The following is a 14,691-nucleotide window of genomic DNA, read 5'->3' on the forward strand; positions in this document are numbered from 1 at the left end:
CAACATGGGATTCCAGCAAGGGTTGTCCGGGCTGAACGCGGCGGCGGCGAGCCTCGACGTCATCGGCAACAACGTCGCCAACGCGCAGACCGTGGGATTCAAGGCGGCGGCCACGCTCTTCGCCGACGTGTACGCCAACTCGCTCGCCTCGGCGGGCGGCATGGGCGCCGGGATCGGCGTGCGCGTGGCGGCGGTGCAGCCCGACCTCGTGCAGGGGAACATCCGTACGACCAGCAACCCTCTCGACCTCGCGATCAACGGCAACGGGTTCTTCCGCGTCGAAAGCGGCGGGTCGATCAGCTACACGCGAAACGGCCAGTTCCACCTCGACAAGGACGGATTCATCGTCAACGCGTCGGGCGCGCGATTGACCGGCTACGGCGTCGATGCGGGCGGCACGCTGCTCGTGGCGAACCCCGGGCCGCTGCAGGTGTCGGCGCAGCAACTCCAGGCGACCGCGACGACCGAGGGCGACATCGGACTCAACCTCGACGCGCGCGACGCGGTGATTTCGGCGCCCTTCGACATCTCCGACCCGACGACCTACAACCGCGCGACCGCCATCACGATCTACGACAGCCTGGGCAACTCGCACGCGATGTCGACGTATTACGTCAAGACCGCAGCCAACACCTGGTCGGTCTACGGGGCCCTGGACGGCGTCGCCATCGCCGGAACGCTCGGGACGCTCGCTTTCACCACCGACGGCACGCTCGACACCGGTGCCACGACGCTGCCGTTTCCCGTCTCTGCGCCGCTCGCCAACGGCGCGACGACGCCGTTCGCGTTCACGCTCGATTTCGCCAACGCCACGCAGTTCGGCAGTCCGTTCGCCGTCGACACGCTGAACCAGGACGGCTTCGCGGCCGGGGCGCTCGCAGGCTACGCGGTGAGCGACGACGGCACGATTCTCGGACGCTACAGCAATGGGCAGTCGCGCACGCTGGGTCAGGTCATGCTGGCGGCCTTCGCCAACCCGCAGGGGTTGCAGCCGCTGGGCAACAACGCCTGGGGCGAGACCGCCGCGTCGGGCCAGCCGCTGCCCGGGACGCCCGGCACGAGCCAGTTCGGCGTGCTGCAGTCGGGCGCGATCGAGGAATCGAACGTCGATCTCACCCAGGAGCTGGTCGAGATGATCACGGCGCAGCGCACCTACCAGGCCAACGCCCAGACGATCAAGACCCAGGATCAGGTGCTCAACACGCTCGTCAACCTGCGCTAGCGCCGTCCGGCGAGCCATGGACGAATCCTGCATCGTTGCGTCGCGCACCGCTCGGCGGGGCGTTCGCGGGGCCTCGGCACCTTCGTCGCGCGGGCGCGTCCGACCGGTCGAGGCGCACCGCCCGACAGTGCGGTCGGATCCCGTGGCCGTTCCGGGGTCGACGGGCCGGCGTCGCCCGGCGCGCCTGCGCCGGCGCCACGGAACTCGCATCACGGGCGCAGGGCTCGCGCCCGCCCTTTGACCCGACGACGGAGCCGCCATGGATCGTCTCGCCTACATCGCGATGACCGGTGCGCAGCAGATCCTGCAGCAGCAGGCCGTCGCGGCGAACAACCTCGCGCAGGCCGGCACGCCGGGCTTCAAGGCCGACAGCCTGGCATTCCGCGTGGTGCCGGTGGTCGGGGCCGCGCCCGGCACCCGTGCCTACGCCGTGGCGACGACGCCGGGGGCGGACATGCGGCCCGGACCGGTCGAGCAGACCGGTCGCGTGCTCGACGTCGCGCTCGACGGCAACGCGATGCTCGCGGTGCAGTCACGCGACGGCCTCGAGGCCTACACGCGCGCCGGCCGCCTCGCGATCTCGTCCGACGGGGAGCTGCGAACGCACGGAGGTCTCACCGTGCTGGGCGAAGGCGGCCCGATCGCCGTACCCGAAGGCGCGCGCCTGGCGATCGCCCGGGACGGCACGGTCTCCGCCGTCGTCGAGTCGCAGGGCAGCGCCAACGTGCAGGTGCTCGGCCGGCTCAAGCTCGTGACGCCGGGAGAAGGCGGCGTCGTCAAGGGCGCGGACAGCCTGTTCCGCACCCCGGGGGGTGGCCCGCTCGATGCCGACGACGCGGCGCGCCTCACGTCGGGCGCCCTCGAGGGCAGCAACGTGAACACGGTGGACGCGATGGTCGACATGATCGGCTTCGCGCGCCAGTTCGAGATGCAGATGAAGCTCCTGCAGTACGCCGAAGCGAACGATCAGCGCGCTTCGCAGCTCCTCAGTCCGGGCGGCTGACGCCCACGAAGGAAACGCCATGATCCGCTCGCTCTGGATCGCGAAGACCGGCCTCGACGCGCAGCAGCTGCAGCTCGACGTCATCAGCAACAACCTCGCGAACGTCGGCACGACCGGCTTCAAGCGCTCGCGCGCGGTGTTCGAGGACATGCTCTACCAGACCTTGCGCCAGCCCGGCGCCCAGTCTTCGCAGCAGACGCAACTGCCGACCGGCCTGCAGGTCGGCACCGGCGTGCGTCCGGTCGCCACGGAGCGCATCGACACGCAGGGCAACCTCCAGCAGACCGGCAATCCGCTCGACGTCGCGATCAACGGCAAGGGCTATCTGCAGATCACGCTCCCCGACGGCACGTCCGCGTACACGCGCGACGGCTCGCTGCACCTCGACAACCAGGGCCAGCTCGTCACGTCGAGCGGCTACGCGGTCTCGCCGGCGATCACGATTCCGTCCAACGCCCAGTCGGTGACGGTCGGCCGCGACGGCGTCGTCTCGGTCACGCAGCCCGGGCAGGCGCAGCCGACGCAGGTCGGGTCGATCCAGATCGCCACCTTCGTGAACGCCGCGGGACTCGAGGCGCGCGGCGAGAACCTGCTGATCGAGACCGCGTCGTCGGGCTCGCCGACCGTCAACGCGCCGGGCAGCAACGGCGCCGGCGTGCTGCAGCAGGGCTTCGTCGAGACCTCGAACGTCAACGTCGTCGAGGAGCTGGTCGCGATGATCCAGACGCAGCGCGCCTACGAGATCAACTCGAAGGCGGTTCAGACCTCCGACCAGATGCTGCAGCGGCTGTCCCAGCTGTGAACGGCGCCGCCATGACCGCTTCGCGCCCCGTCGCCGCGCTCGTCGCGCTCGCCGTGCTGGTGCTCGGTGCCGGCTGCGCGAAGGACGCGCTCCGGCAGGTCGACGTCCACCAGCCGTTGACGACCCGGCCGGCGATGCCGCTGCCGCTCGCCCAGGCGCCGAACGGAGGGGCGATCTTCCAGCCGCAGTACGCCGCCTACGCGAACTACCAGCCGTTGTTCGAGGATCGCCGCGCACGCAATGTCGGCGACACGTTGACGATCCTGATCAACGAGAAGGTCGCCGCGAGCAAGAGCGCGACGACCAACGCCGACCGCAAGGGCGGACTGGCGTTCGTCGTGCCCGACATCCAGCTCGGGACCTGGAGCACGCCCGGCGGAAGCCTGAAGGCCGACAGCAGGAACGAATTCGCCGGCGGGGGCGACTCGGCGGCGAACAACGTGTTCACCGGGGCGATCGCGGTCACCGTCATCGACGTCCTGCCCAACGGCAACCTGCTCGTCGCCGGAGAGAAGCAGATCGGCATCAACCAGGGCTCGGAATTCATCCGCGTCTCCGGCGTCGTCAATCCGACATTCATCCTGGCGGGCAACGTGGTGTCGTCGAATACGGTCGCCGATGCGCGCATCGAGTACCGCGGGAGCGGGTACATCGACGAGGCGCAGACGATGGGCTGGCTCGCCCGCTTCCTCCAGTCGGCGATGCCGTTCTGACGGGGGACCGCATGATGCGAGCGAGTTCTCTGTTCGTCCTGCCGATCGCGCTGGCGCTCGCGATCGCTCCGGTGCGGGCGGAACGGGTCAAGGACCTGGCCGACGTGCAGGGTGCGCGCGTGAACCAGCTGATCGGCTACGGTCTCGTCGTCGGCCTCGACGGAACCGGCGACCAGACCACGCAGACGCCGTTCACGACGCAGAGCCTGCAGGCGATGCTCTCGCAGATGGGGATCAACCTGCCGGCGTCCGGCCAGCAGCTGCAGTTGAAGAACGTCGCGGCCGTGATGGTCACCGCGCAACTGCCGGCGTTCGCCCAGCCGGGTCAGGCAGTCGACGTGACGGTGAGCTCGCTCGGCAACGCCAAGAGCCTGCGTGGCGGCACCCTGCTGATGACGCCGCTCAAGGGCGCGAACGGCCAGATCTACGCCATGGCCCAGGGCAACGTCGCGGTCGCGGGAGCGGGGGCGTCCTCGGGCGGCAGCAAGACCCAGATCAACCAGCTGAACGCCGGCCGCATTCCGAGCGGGGCGACGGTCGAGCGCGCGGTGCCCACCACCCTCGGTCCCGGCGAGTTCGTGCAGCTCGAGCTCCGCGATTCCGATTTCGGTGTCGCGACCGGCGTCGCTCATGCGATCAACCGTCGGTTCGCGCGGCAGGTCGCCGCCGCACAGGACGGGCGCGTGATCCGCGTCGCGGCGCCGTCGTCCCCCGACGAACGGGTGGCCTTCCTCGCCGAGCTCGAAGCCGTCGACGTCGAAGTGGCGCGACCGGCGGCGCGTGTCGTCATCAACGCACGCACCGGCTCGATCGTGATGAACCGGTCGGTGACGCTCGACGAGTGCGCGGTCGCGCACGGCAACCTGACGGTCACCATCCAGAGCGATCCGGTCATCTCGCAGCCCGCGCCGTTCTCGCAGGGACGGACGGTCGTCACTGAACGCGCGCAGATCGACGTCAAGCAGGAAGGACAGAACCTGGTCGCGCTCTCCGCGGGTGCCCGCCTCGCCGACGTGGTGCGGGCGCTGAACATGCTCGGCGCCTCGCCGCAGGATCTCCTCGCGATCCTGCAGGCGATGAAGTCGGCCGGCGCGCTGAAGGCCGAGATCGAGATCATCTGATGACCCGCCACAACGCCGGAGCTGCGGGTCTCGCGATCGATTCGCGGGGCCTCGATGCGCTGAGGCAGCGGGCCCGCGACGACCCGAAGGGGGCGGCCGCCGGCGCCGCGAAGCAGTTCGAGGCGCTGCTGATGCAGCAGCTCCTCAAGGCCATGCGCGAGGCGACGCCGCAGCAGGACGGCCCGTTGTCGAGCGACGCCCAGCGCACGTGGACCGGACTGTACGATCGCGAGATCGCCGAGAAGATCGCCGGCCGCGGTACCGGGATCGCGAGCGCGTTGCAGCGGCAGATCGAACGCCAGATCGCGGCGCGCGGCGGCGGGTCCCCCGCGACCGGCTCGGCGCCCGCCCGGCCCGCGGTCACACCGGCTCGCGCGGCCGCGCCGCCCGCCGGAGCCGCTCCCGGGGGCCTTGCGGGCATCGTCGACTCCGTGCGTCGCTTCGCCGACGAGGTCCGGCCGCACGCGGAGGCCGCCGCGAAAGCGCTGGGGGTGTCGGCGGATTGGCTGGTGGCGCACGCAGGGCTCGAGACCGGTTGGGGCCGGCATCAGCCCAGGGCGGCCGACGGCGCACCCAGCTTCAACCTGTTCGGAATCAAGGCCGGGACGCGCTGGACCGGCGCCTCGGTGGTCGCCTCGACGCGCGAAGTGGTCGACGGCGTCGCCCGGCCGGTCGCCGCAGCGTTTCGGGCCTACGCCTCGTACGCCGATGCGTTCGACGACTATGCGAAGCTCCTGTCCGGCCCCCGCTATGCGGGCGCGGTGAGCAACGCCGCGAATCCCAGGACGTTCTCGCACGGGCTCCAGCACGCGGGCTACGCGACCGATCCGGACTATGCCCGCAAACTCGAGCGGGCGATCGCGATGGTCGGCCGCTACGCTCCGTCGGCGGCTCAATTTCCGTCGGCGATCGCCGATAAGTCTCGTGCGCCGGTCCGCGGCGCATGAGGTGCGAGCGCGGCTAGGCCATGGGAAGCGGCATCTTCGGCATCGGGTTGACCGGCCTCCACGCCGCACAGGCGGGACTCGCGACGGCCGGCCACAACATCGCCAACGTCAACACGCCCGGATACAGCCGCCAGGTGGCGCTGCAGACGGCTTCGCGCCCCCTGTACACCGGCGACGGGTACTTCGGACAGGGCGTCGACCTGCAGTCGGTGCGCCGGATCTACGGCGACTTCCTGGTGCTGCAGTCGAGGACTTCGCTGTCCGAGCTGTCGAGCCTCACGACTTCGTCGACCGAGCTCCGCGGACTCGACGACCTGTTCGCCGACCCGACCGCAGGCCTCTCGCCGGTGCTCGACGAGTACTTCGCGGGGCTCAACGGCGTCGCCGCACACGCGTCCGACACGCCGTCGCGCGTGGCGGCGCTGGGTGCCGCGCGGGCGCTGGCCTCGCGCTTCGCGACGATCGACGGAGAACTGGTCGCGAGCCGGCGGTCGATCAACGGGCGCATCGACACGATCGTGGCGTCGATCAACGGAGACGCCGCCGAGATCGGCGAACTCAACCGGCAGATCGCGCTCGCGAGCGCCGACGCGTCGACGCCGCCGAACGACCTGCTCGATCGCCGTGACGCCGCCGCCGCCCGGCTCGCGGAATCGATCGGCATCCGCACCGCGATCCAGGACGACGGCAGCATGAACGTGTACCTGTCTTCCGGGCAGGGTCTCGTCGTCGGCGACGAGGCGGCCGGGCTGTCGGTGCGCGCGTCGAGGGCGTCGCCGGCCGATCGCGAGATCGGGCTGTCGGTGGGAGGTTTCGCGCCTCTTCGCGCGAGCGACCTGACCGGTGGTTCGCTGGGCGGACTGGTCGCGTTCCGCGACGGTGCGCTGACCGATGCGCAGAACGCGTTCGGCCGGCTCGCGACGACGGTCGCGCTGTCGATGAACGCGCAGCATCGCCTCGGTCTCGACCAGAACGGCAACCCGGGCGGCGACCTGTTCTCGCTCCCGGCATCCACGGTGCGCGCGTGGTCGGGCAACACCGGGAACGGCGCGCTCGCGGTGACGATCGGCGACGCCGGCGCGCTCGTCGCGAGCGACTACGACCTGCGTTACGACGGTGCCGGCTTCACGCTCACGCGCCTCTCCGACGGCACCGCGAGCACCTTCGCTTCGCTCCCGCAGACGGTCGACGGATTCCAGATCGCGCAGGTGTCCGGAGCGATGGTCGCAGGCGATCGCTACCGCATCGAGCCGGTGCGGGCCGCCGCCGGCGGGTTGGCGGTGGCGCTGACCGACCCCGCGCGGCTCGCCGCCGCCTCGCCGGTGATCGGCGCCTCGGCCGGCGCGAACCGCGGCGGTGCGACGCTCGCCGCCATCGCCAACGACGCTTCGTACTGGAGCACGCCGCTCGCCGCGCCGATGACGCTGTCGTTCGCTTCCGGGACGGCGACGCTGTCGGGATTCCCGGCCGTCGCCGTGAGCGTGACCGTGGGCGGCGTCACGACTCCCTATCCGCCTGCCGCGCCGGTGCCCTGGACGGACGGCGCGAAGGTGAGCTTCGGCGGGCTGTCGTTCACGATGTCGGGGACCCCCGCGAACGGCGATTCCTTCACGTTGTCGCCCAACGTGGCCGGCGTCGGCGACAACAGGAACATGCAGCGGCTCGCGGCCCTCGCGTCGGCGAACCTCGTCGCGGGCCGAGCGAGCTTCGCCGGCGCCTACGGTGAACTCGTGGCCGGCATCGGTCAGGCCGCCCACGCCGCGGACAGCGAGCGCGCCGCCCAGTCGGCCGTGCAGACGCGAATCGACACCGCGCGCGACTCGATCTCCGGCGTCAATCTCGACGAGGAGGCCGCCGCGTTGCAGCGCTACCAGCAGGCCTACCAGGCATCGGCGAAGGTGATTCAGGTCGCCGCGAGCCTCTTCGAAACGATCCTCGCCATCGGCCGGGGCTGACGATGCGCGTGTCGACTTCGATGATGCACGACGCCGCGGTGCGCCAGTTGATCGAGCGCCAGGCCGAGCTCGCGCGCGCCCAGGAGCAGATCGCCACGGGCCGACGCATGCTCCGGCCCTCCGACGATCCGGTCGCGTCGGCCCAGGCGATCGGCATCGCCGAGTCGCAGTCGCGCACGGCGCAATACGCCGAGAACGTCGGCAACGCGGGGAACGGCCTCGGCATGACCGAATCGGTGCTCGCGCAGGCGACCTCGTTGCTGCAATCGGTCCGAGATCAGGTCGTCGCCGCGGGCAACCCGTCGCTCGACGACGCCAACCGCGCGAGCCTCGCGGTCGATCTGCGCGGCCGGATCGAGGAGCTCCTCGGACTCGCCAACGCGACCGACGGGGAAGGACGCTACCTGTTCGCGGGGTTCCGCGACCTGACCGCGCCGTTCACGCGGATCGGCGGAAGCGTGGCCTACGACGGAGACGACGGGCGGCCCGAGCTCGACGTCGCCGACGGTCGATCGATGCCGGTCCGCGAGAACGGCCGGGACGTGTTCATGTCGGCGCGCACCGGCAACGGCCGATTCAGCGCGACGCCCGCGCCGTCGAACGTCGGCACGGCCGTGGTGGGTCGTCTCGCGAGCGTCGGCGCAACCGATCAGGCGACCTACGAGATCCGCTTCGCCGTCAGCGGCGGCACGACGACCTACGACATCGTGAACGTCACGACGAGCATGACCTTGTCGTCCGGAAATGCCTACGTCCCGGGCGATGCGATCGCGGTGGCCGGACGCCAGGTCACGATCACCGGGGCACCGGCGAACACCGACGCGGTCTCGCTCGCGCCGGCGGGGACGCAAAGCGTGTTCCAGGCGCTGACGACGCTCGCGGAAGCGCTCGCGACGCCGGTGGTCGATCCGGCGTCGCGAGCGGCGTTGACGAACGCGCTGAACACCGGCCTGCAGGATGTCGACCAGGCCCTCGAACACGTGCTCACCGCACGCGCCGGCATCGGCGCGAGGTTGCGCGAACTCGACGCGCTCGCGTTCGGTCACGAGGACCGGGCGTTGCGCCAGACCTCGTCTCTCGCCCGCCTTCAGGATCTGGACTACGCCTCCGCGGTGTCGGCGTTCACGCGACAACAGGTCGCGCTGGAGGCATCGCAGCGCACCTACGCCCGAATGAGCCAGCTCTCGCTGTTCGACTACCTCTAGGGAAGCTCTGCGCAACTCCACGCGCGCGACCACGCGGACCCGCCCATGACGACTCGACTCCGACGCGTTCGCTCGGCTCTCCTGCGGGGCACGCCGCACCGGGCGGCCGCGCCGATGCCTTCGTCCCGCCGTCCGCTCCGATCGACGCTGCGCTTCTTCGCGGGGCGTGCCCGGCAGCGCTCGCGCCGAGAGGGGTGACGGCATGTCCAGCGTGCGGGACCTCACGCGACCGGCCGACCTCGCGCGGGCGACGCTGAAGGAACTCCTCGCGCGCCGACTGCAGGCGACGCCGGACAACTACGCCCGGGTCTACCTCGAGATCGCGGCGCCGCATCAGCGCGCCGCCGCGATCGCCGCATCGCCGATGCTCGCCGAACTCGCGGACGATCTCCAGCGCGTGCGCGGCGAGGGGGACATCGACGCACGCGCGTTCCGGCAGGCGGTCTCCACCGGCGACTGGCCGCAGGCCAAGCTCGCGCTCAAGCGTCTCACGGCACCGGCGCCGCAGTTCGAACGCGGCGACGCGCCCTGGGCGCCGCTGATCCGCGAACTCCTGCACGAGTGGGACTCCGTCACTCCGACCGTGACCCGCGCCCGCAAACGCGAATCCCTCGATCACGTGCTCACGGCCTTCGCGACCTCGCAGGAAACGCTGGCGGCGCGACTGCGGGGCCTCGTCCGGAGCTGGGCCGCCGACGGCACCGCGACGGGTCCGGCGCCGACGTTCGCCGGCGAGCCCGCGGGAGAGGCCGGCGGCGAGGCCGCGGCCGTACTCGAGGGGAAAGCGGTCGCGCTGGCGCCGCCCCCGCTCGACGGAGCCGTCGCCGAGTCGTTGCGCGAGGCGTTGGCCGAACTCCTCGCGCCCGGGATCGCCGAGCGGCGCGTCTTCTGCGCCGAGATCCTGGGCGAGGCGGCGATGCTCGCGGGCGAGGTGCGCGCCCTCGCCGATGGCGAGGGCGTCGAATCGCTGCGCACCCGCTCGCGCCACCTGAGCGTGCTGCTCGAACGCTTCGGAGACGACGCGATCGCCATCCAGGGGGGACTGCTTCGCATCCTGAACCTCGTGCTCGTCAACACGGCCGAACTGGTCGGAGACGACGCGTGGCTCCAGGGGCAGCTCACCGCCCTGGCGACGCTCGCCGCCGGTCCGGTCGACCATCGGACGATCGACGTGCTCGAGGGGGCGCTGCGCGACATCGTGCTCAAGCAGGGGATGCTGAAGAAGAGCATCGACGACGCGAAGGGCGCGCTCAAGACGATGGTGACGACGTTCATCGACCGTGTCGGCACGATCGTCGAGGACACGAGCCACTACCACGACCGCCTCGCCGGGTACTCGCAGCGCATCGCGAAGGCCGACAGCCTGCCGCAACTCTCGGATCTCGTGGTTTCGCTGATGGACGACACGCGGGGCGTGCAGACCGATCTCCAGCGCACCCACTCGGAACTGGTCGAGGCGCGCGGCCGCGTCGACGCGTTCGGAGCCGAGGTGAGGCGCCTCGAGACCGAGCTCGCCACGGTCAGCGAACGGCTGCACGAGGACCAGCTCACCGAGTTGCTGAACCGCCGCGGCCTCGCGCGCGCCTTCCATGTCGAGGCCGCGCGCGCCGACCGCCAGAACACGCCGATGTGCCTCGCGCTGATGGACATCGACCACTTCAAGAAGATCAACGACCAGTACGGCCATCCCGCGGGCGACCAGGTGCTCGTGCATCTGACGCGCATCGTGCGCGAATCGATTCGCCCCACGGACGTCGTCGCGCGCTTCGGGGGCGAGGAGTTCGTGATCCTGCTGCCCGAAGCACCGCTCGACGAGGCGGCGGCCGTCGTCCAGCGCGTCCAGCGCGAGCTGACCAAGCGCATCTTCATGCACGAGCACCAGCGCGTCCTGATCACGTTTTCCGCCGGCGTCGTCCAGCGCATGCCCGGCGAGCTGCGCGACGCGCTGATCGCCCGCGCCGACCGGGCGCTCTACGCCGCCAAGCAGGCGGGACGCAATCGGGTCGTCACCGAGTAGGCCGGGAGTCTCGATCCTCTCGTCAGCGAGGTTCGTCGAGCAGTCCGTGCTCCATCGCGTAGCGCGTGAGCTCGGCCGTCGTGCCCAGACGGAGCTTCTGGCACAGGCGGGCACGATAGACCGACACGGTCTTGGGCGACAGCGAGAGTGCCTCGCCGATTTCCTGGATCCGGTGTCCCTGCGCGATCATGCGCAGCGTCTGGTACTCGCGATCCGACAGGACCTCCGGCCGCGGAACGTCGTCGCCGCGTTCGAGACCGTCGGCGAGGACTTCGGCGAGCTCGATCGTGATGTACTTGCGGCCGGACGCGACGGTTCGAATCGCGTGCACGACCTGGTCGACCGCCGCCATCTTGGTCAGGTAGCCGCCCGCGCCCGCCTTGAGGGCACGGAACGCGTACTGGTCTTCCGGATACATCGACAGGATCAGCACGGGCAGCTTCGGATGCTCGGCCTTGACCTGCTTCAGCGTGTCCATGCCGCTCCGGCCGGGCATCGCGACGTCCAGAATCAACACGTCGCACGGGTACGTACGCAGCATCTGCAGCGTCTCGCCGTGGTTGGACGCCTCCGCGACCACCCGGATGTCGGACTGCGCGGACAGGATCTGCGAGAGGCCCTGGCGGACCACCGCGTGATCGTCGGCGAGCGCCACTCGGATCATCCGGCGACGCTCCGCGCCTCGTGCGCCGGCGCCCCCGCGCGCTGGCGCGGCAGCGCGAGGCGCACGATCGTCCCGCCTTCGCCGCCCCGCGAGATCTCGATCCGACCGCCCAGCGCGGCAGCGCGCTCGCGCATGCCCCGCCACCCGAACCGGTCGGTCTTCCCGAGGTCGGTCTCGGCGATGCCCAGTCCGTCGTCGATCACCTCCAGTCCGATCTCCGAGTCCGTGGCGGCGAAACGCACGTCGACCCGATGGGCCCGGGCGTGCTTGGCCGCGTTGTTCAAAGCCTCCTGCGCGATGCGAAACACCGTGATCGACTCCTCGGACGTCAGCGTGAGTTCGTCGCCCGGTCCCTCGAAGACGGCCGTCGTGTCCATGCGCTCGGCGTAGCGGCGCACCAGCCACTCCAGCGCCGGCACGATGCCCGCGTCGATGATCGGCGGGCGCAGGTCCTGCATGATGCGCGCCGAGGCGCCGATGGCCGCCTCGACCAGCTCATCGGCGCGCCGGAGCGGAGCAGCGTAGCGCTCGTCGTCCCGGAGCTGGCCGCGCAACCAGGCGAGCTGAAAGCGCAGACCCGTCAGCGTGCTTCCCACCTCATCGTGCAATTCGCGCGCCAGCAGTTCGCGCTCCCGCTCGGCGAGGCGCGACAGGTGCTGCGCCAACTCGCGGAGTTCCTCGCGGGACTGGCCGAGGGCGCGTTCGGCGCGGACGAGCGGTGTCACGTCGACGGCGAGACCGTCCCAGACGATCCTCTCGCTCCCGGTCCGCCGCGCGCTCGCGACGATCTCGAGCCACTCGGTGCCGCCGGGTTCGCGCAGCGGCACGCGACCGACCCAACGTACCGGCGCCGCGTGCTCGACGGCGCCCCGAAAGGCGGCGACGACCTGCTGCACCTCCGCCGAGGGCAGGCGATCGAAAAGCGCCGCCGGCCCCGCGACGAGGGTCTCCGGATCGATGCCGAGCAACCGACGCGCGCCGTCGCTCACGTAGAGCAGCCGGAACTCGCCGCCGACCTTCTCGACCTGGAAGACGATGCCCGGCAGATTCGCGGCGAGCGCCCGCAGGCGCGCCTCGCTGTCGACCAGCGCCGCCTCGACCTCGCGACGCCGTCTGCGAACCGCCGCCGCATCGAGCGCGTGAACGAGCGCCGGTGCGAGCCGCGTCAGGTCGTCCTTCATCAGGTAGTCGCTGGCGCCTTCGCGCATCGCCTCGACCGCGGTGTGCTCGCCGATCGTGCCGGAGACGATGATGAACGGCAGTTCGGCGTCGAACGATCGGACCAGCTTCAGCGCTTCGAACGAGGAGAAGCGCGGCAAGCGGTGGTCGGAAATGACTGCGTCGGGCAGCCCGGCAGCGAGCGCGTCCCGAAGCGCGCCGGCGGAGTCGACGCGCTGCGCGACGAACTGCGGCACGGCCCTGCCGAGGCTCGCGATGATCAGCGCGTAGTCGTCCTCGGAGTCTTCGACGACGAGGAGCGACAGGCTTTCGACGGGTGCGGGCATGGGTCGGCGAGGGCCCGCCCGGTCCTGCGACGGGGCGAGCGCACCGCGATTGTAGCCGCAGCCGGCTCAAGTTTGCGCCGTCGAATCCGATAGTTCGGGGAGACGGTGGCGCGCTTCGGTCCGGCGCCGCATCGACGATGACCCGCAGCGCACCCATGGCACCGGCAGAACCCTCGTTGCCCTCCCACGGCACCGACACCATCTATCTCGCCCGACAGCCGATCCTCGATGCTGCGCGCGAACTCGTAGCCTACGAAATCCTGTTCCGCTCGGCCGACACCGACGCGGCGACGGTGCGCGACGACGTCGTTGCGACATCGACAGTCATCGCGCACGCCCTGGGCGACATCGGGCTCGATCGCGTGCTGGGACCGCTCGACGGTTTCCTCAACGTCGACGCGGAGTTCCTCGAGAGCGACCTGCTCGAGACGCTTCCGCCGCGGCGCATCGTGCTCGAACTCCTCGAACGGCGGATGATCGAGTCGGCGACCGCGGAGCGCTGTTCGGCGCTGCGGCGGCGCGGGTTCAGGATCGCGGTCGACAGTTTCATCGGCAACTTCGACGAGCTCGAATCGCTCGGCGACGCGATCGACGTGGTCAAGGTCGACTTCCACAACCTCGATCCGCTGCTGGTCCCGGAGATCGTCGCACAGCTGCGGCCCCTGGGGGTGACGCTCGTCGCCGAAAAGGTCGAGACCGCCGAGCAGTTCGAGCTCGCCCGGTCGCTCGGCTTTCCGTATTTCCAGGGTTTCCATTTCGCCCGACCGCAGGTCCTGTCCGCGCGGCGCGCACAGCCCGCCCAGCTCGCGCTGATGCGCATCCTCACGCTGGCCGCGCAGGACGGCGAACTCGCCAGGATCGAGGCCGAGTTCAAACGCCATCCCACGCTGTCGGTAGGCCTGCTGCGCCTGGTCAACTCGGCCGGGTTGACGCGGGGTCAGAAGATCACCTCGCTGCGCCACGCGTTGACCATGCTCGGCCTGCGGCAGCTCACCGTCTGGCTGCAGCTGCTGCTGTACACGGCCGACCGAGGCAACCGGTCGCTGTCGAGCCCGCTCCTGCAGCTCGCCGCCGTGCGCGGCAAGTTGATGGAACTGGTCGCGACATCGATGCAGGGCGCCGACCGCCAGGCCGCCGATCTCGCGTTCATGACCGGCATCCTGTCGCCGATGGACGCGCTGCTCGGGATCCCGATCGAGGAGATCGTCGCATCGCTCGGCCTGCCCGACCCGGTGTGCGCGGCGCTCCTGCGCCGCGAGGGCCGGCTCGGCGCGCTCCTGCGCCTCGCCATCGCGCTGGAACGACCCGACGGCGTCGAAGTACGCTCGGTGCTCGAGGCGCTGCCCGCGGTCGATCGCAGCCGCCTCCTGCACGTCCAGCTCCACGCAATGACCTGGGCGGGGCAGCTCGGCCGCGCCGCCTGAGCAGCCGTGCGAGCCCGCCGCATCCGCGGCGGATGCGAACGCGGCGTCTGAGCCGCGTCCCCGCCGGATTCCATCACGCCTCCCGAAACGTCCGGCCCGCGCCTTCCGGGGAC

12 protein-coding genes are annotated in these 14,691 nt (G+C 70.8%); 10 read left to right on the plus strand and 2 right to left on the minus strand.

Annotated elements, in window-relative coordinates; all coding sequences use genetic code 11:
• Positions 1-4 precede the first annotated feature (4 nt).
• From flgE to HS109_04305, 9 genes are all read left to right on the plus strand, one after another.
• Entirely contained in the window at positions 5-1,222 is a 1,218-nt protein-coding gene (flgE, locus tag HS109_04265; GenBank protein MBE7521583.1) for a flagellar hook protein FlgE, read from the plus strand.
• A gap of 259 nt (positions 1,223-1,481) precedes the next feature.
• Positions 1,482-2,225: a flagellar basal body rod protein FlgF gene (locus tag HS109_04270; GenBank protein ID MBE7521584.1), complete on the plus strand. Its 744-nt coding sequence runs from the start codon at positions 1,482-1,484 to the stop codon at positions 2,223-2,225.
• Positions 2,226-2,244: 19 nt separating this feature from the next.
• Positions 2,245-3,027 (plus strand): flagellar basal-body rod protein FlgG, encoded by a 783-nt coding sequence (gene flgG / locus HS109_04275; protein ID MBE7521585.1) that lies wholly within the window; start codon positions 2,245-2,247, stop codon positions 3,025-3,027.
• 11 nt (positions 3,028-3,038) lie between these two features.
• Positions 3,039-3,740, plus strand: a complete 702-nt coding sequence (locus tag HS109_04280; protein MBE7521586.1) for a flagellar basal body L-ring protein FlgH — start codon at positions 3,039-3,041, stop codon at positions 3,738-3,740.
• A 14-nt stretch (positions 3,741-3,754) separates the two neighbouring features.
• A complete protein-coding gene (locus HS109_04285; protein ID MBE7521587.1) occupies positions 3,755-4,861 on the plus strand; it encodes a flagellar basal body P-ring protein FlgI in 1,107 nt (368 codons plus the stop codon).
• Positions 4,861-5,808: a flagellar assembly peptidoglycan hydrolase FlgJ gene (gene flgJ / locus HS109_04290; protein ID MBE7521588.1), complete on the plus strand. Its 948-nt coding sequence runs from the start codon at positions 4,861-4,863 to the stop codon at positions 5,806-5,808. Before HS109_04285 ends, flgJ begins: the two co-directional genes overlap by 1 nt.
• Positions 5,809-5,828: 20 nt before the next feature.
• Positions 5,829-7,763, plus strand: a complete 1,935-nt coding sequence (gene flgK, locus HS109_04295) for a flagellar hook-associated protein FlgK (protein ID MBE7521589.1) — start codon at positions 5,829-5,831, stop codon at positions 7,761-7,763.
• Between the two features lie 2 nt (positions 7,764-7,765).
• Positions 7,766-8,968 carry a flagellar hook-associated protein FlgL gene (gene flgL, locus HS109_04300; GenBank protein MBE7521590.1) on the plus strand — a complete coding sequence of 401 codons (1,203 nt, stop codon included), beginning with the start codon at positions 7,766-7,768 and terminating at the stop codon, positions 8,966-8,968.
• A gap of 202 nt (positions 8,969-9,170) precedes the next feature.
• Positions 9,171-10,985 carry a GGDEF domain-containing protein gene (locus tag HS109_04305; protein MBE7521591.1) on the plus strand — a complete coding sequence of 605 codons (1,815 nt, stop codon included), beginning with the start codon at positions 9,171-9,173 and terminating at the stop codon, positions 10,983-10,985.
• 22 nt (positions 10,986-11,007) lie between these two features.
• On the opposite strand, the gene HS109_04310 is transcribed toward HS109_04305, so the two are convergent.
• Both HS109_04310 and HS109_04315 read right to left on the minus strand, forming a co-directional pair.
• Complete coding sequence (locus HS109_04310; GenBank protein ID MBE7521592.1) at positions 11,008-11,649, minus strand: response regulator transcription factor; 642 nt, start codon at positions 11,647-11,649, stop codon at positions 11,008-11,010.
• Complete coding sequence (locus tag HS109_04315) at positions 11,646-13,154, minus strand: response regulator (GenBank protein MBE7521593.1); 1,509 nt, start codon at positions 13,152-13,154, stop codon at positions 11,646-11,648. Before HS109_04315 ends, HS109_04310 begins: the two co-directional genes overlap by 4 nt.
• A gap of 176 nt (positions 13,155-13,330) precedes the next feature.
• Here HS109_04315 and HS109_04320 point away from each other — a divergent pair, with 176 nt between their 5' ends.
• A complete protein-coding gene (locus tag HS109_04320; protein MBE7521594.1) occupies positions 13,331-14,578 on the plus strand; it encodes an EAL domain-containing protein in 1,248 nt (415 codons plus the stop codon).
• Positions 14,579-14,691 lie beyond the last annotated feature (113 nt).

The sequence above is a fragment of the Burkholderiales bacterium genome (genome assembly GCA_015075645.1).
GTDB lineage: Bacteria > Pseudomonadota > Gammaproteobacteria > Burkholderiales > Casimicrobiaceae > VBCG01.

Excerpts from the sequence above, each read along its gene's own strand:
- flgE (MBE7521583.1), top strand. The coding sequence starts at position 5 with ATGGGATTCCAGCAAGGGTTGTCCGGGCTGAACGCGGCGGCGGCGAGC.
- HS109_04270 (MBE7521584.1), top strand. The coding sequence starts at position 1,482 with ATGGATCGTCTCGCCTACATCGCGATGACCGGTGCGCAGCAGATCCTG.
- flgG (MBE7521585.1), top strand. The coding sequence starts at position 2,245 with ATGATCCGCTCGCTCTGGATCGCGAAGACCGGCCTCGACGCGCAGCAG.
- HS109_04280 (MBE7521586.1), top strand. The coding sequence starts at position 3,039 with ATGACCGCTTCGCGCCCCGTCGCCGCGCTCGTCGCGCTCGCCGTGCTG.
- HS109_04285 (MBE7521587.1), top strand. The coding sequence starts at position 3,755 with ATGCGAGCGAGTTCTCTGTTCGTCCTGCCGATCGCGCTGGCGCTCGCG.
- flgJ (MBE7521588.1), top strand. The coding sequence starts at position 4,861 with ATGACCCGCCACAACGCCGGAGCTGCGGGTCTCGCGATCGATTCGCGG.
- flgK (MBE7521589.1), top strand. The coding sequence starts at position 5,829 with ATGGGAAGCGGCATCTTCGGCATCGGGTTGACCGGCCTCCACGCCGCA.
- flgL (MBE7521590.1), top strand. The coding sequence starts at position 7,766 with ATGCGCGTGTCGACTTCGATGATGCACGACGCCGCGGTGCGCCAGTTG.
- HS109_04305 (MBE7521591.1), top strand. The coding sequence starts at position 9,171 with ATGTCCAGCGTGCGGGACCTCACGCGACCGGCCGACCTCGCGCGGGCG.
- HS109_04310 (MBE7521592.1), bottom strand. The coding sequence starts at position 11,649 with ATGATCCGAGTGGCGCTCGCCGACGATCACGCGGTGGTCCGCCAGGGC.
- HS109_04315 (MBE7521593.1), bottom strand. The coding sequence starts at position 13,154 with ATGCCCGCACCCGTCGAAAGCCTGTCGCTCCTCGTCGTCGAAGACTCC.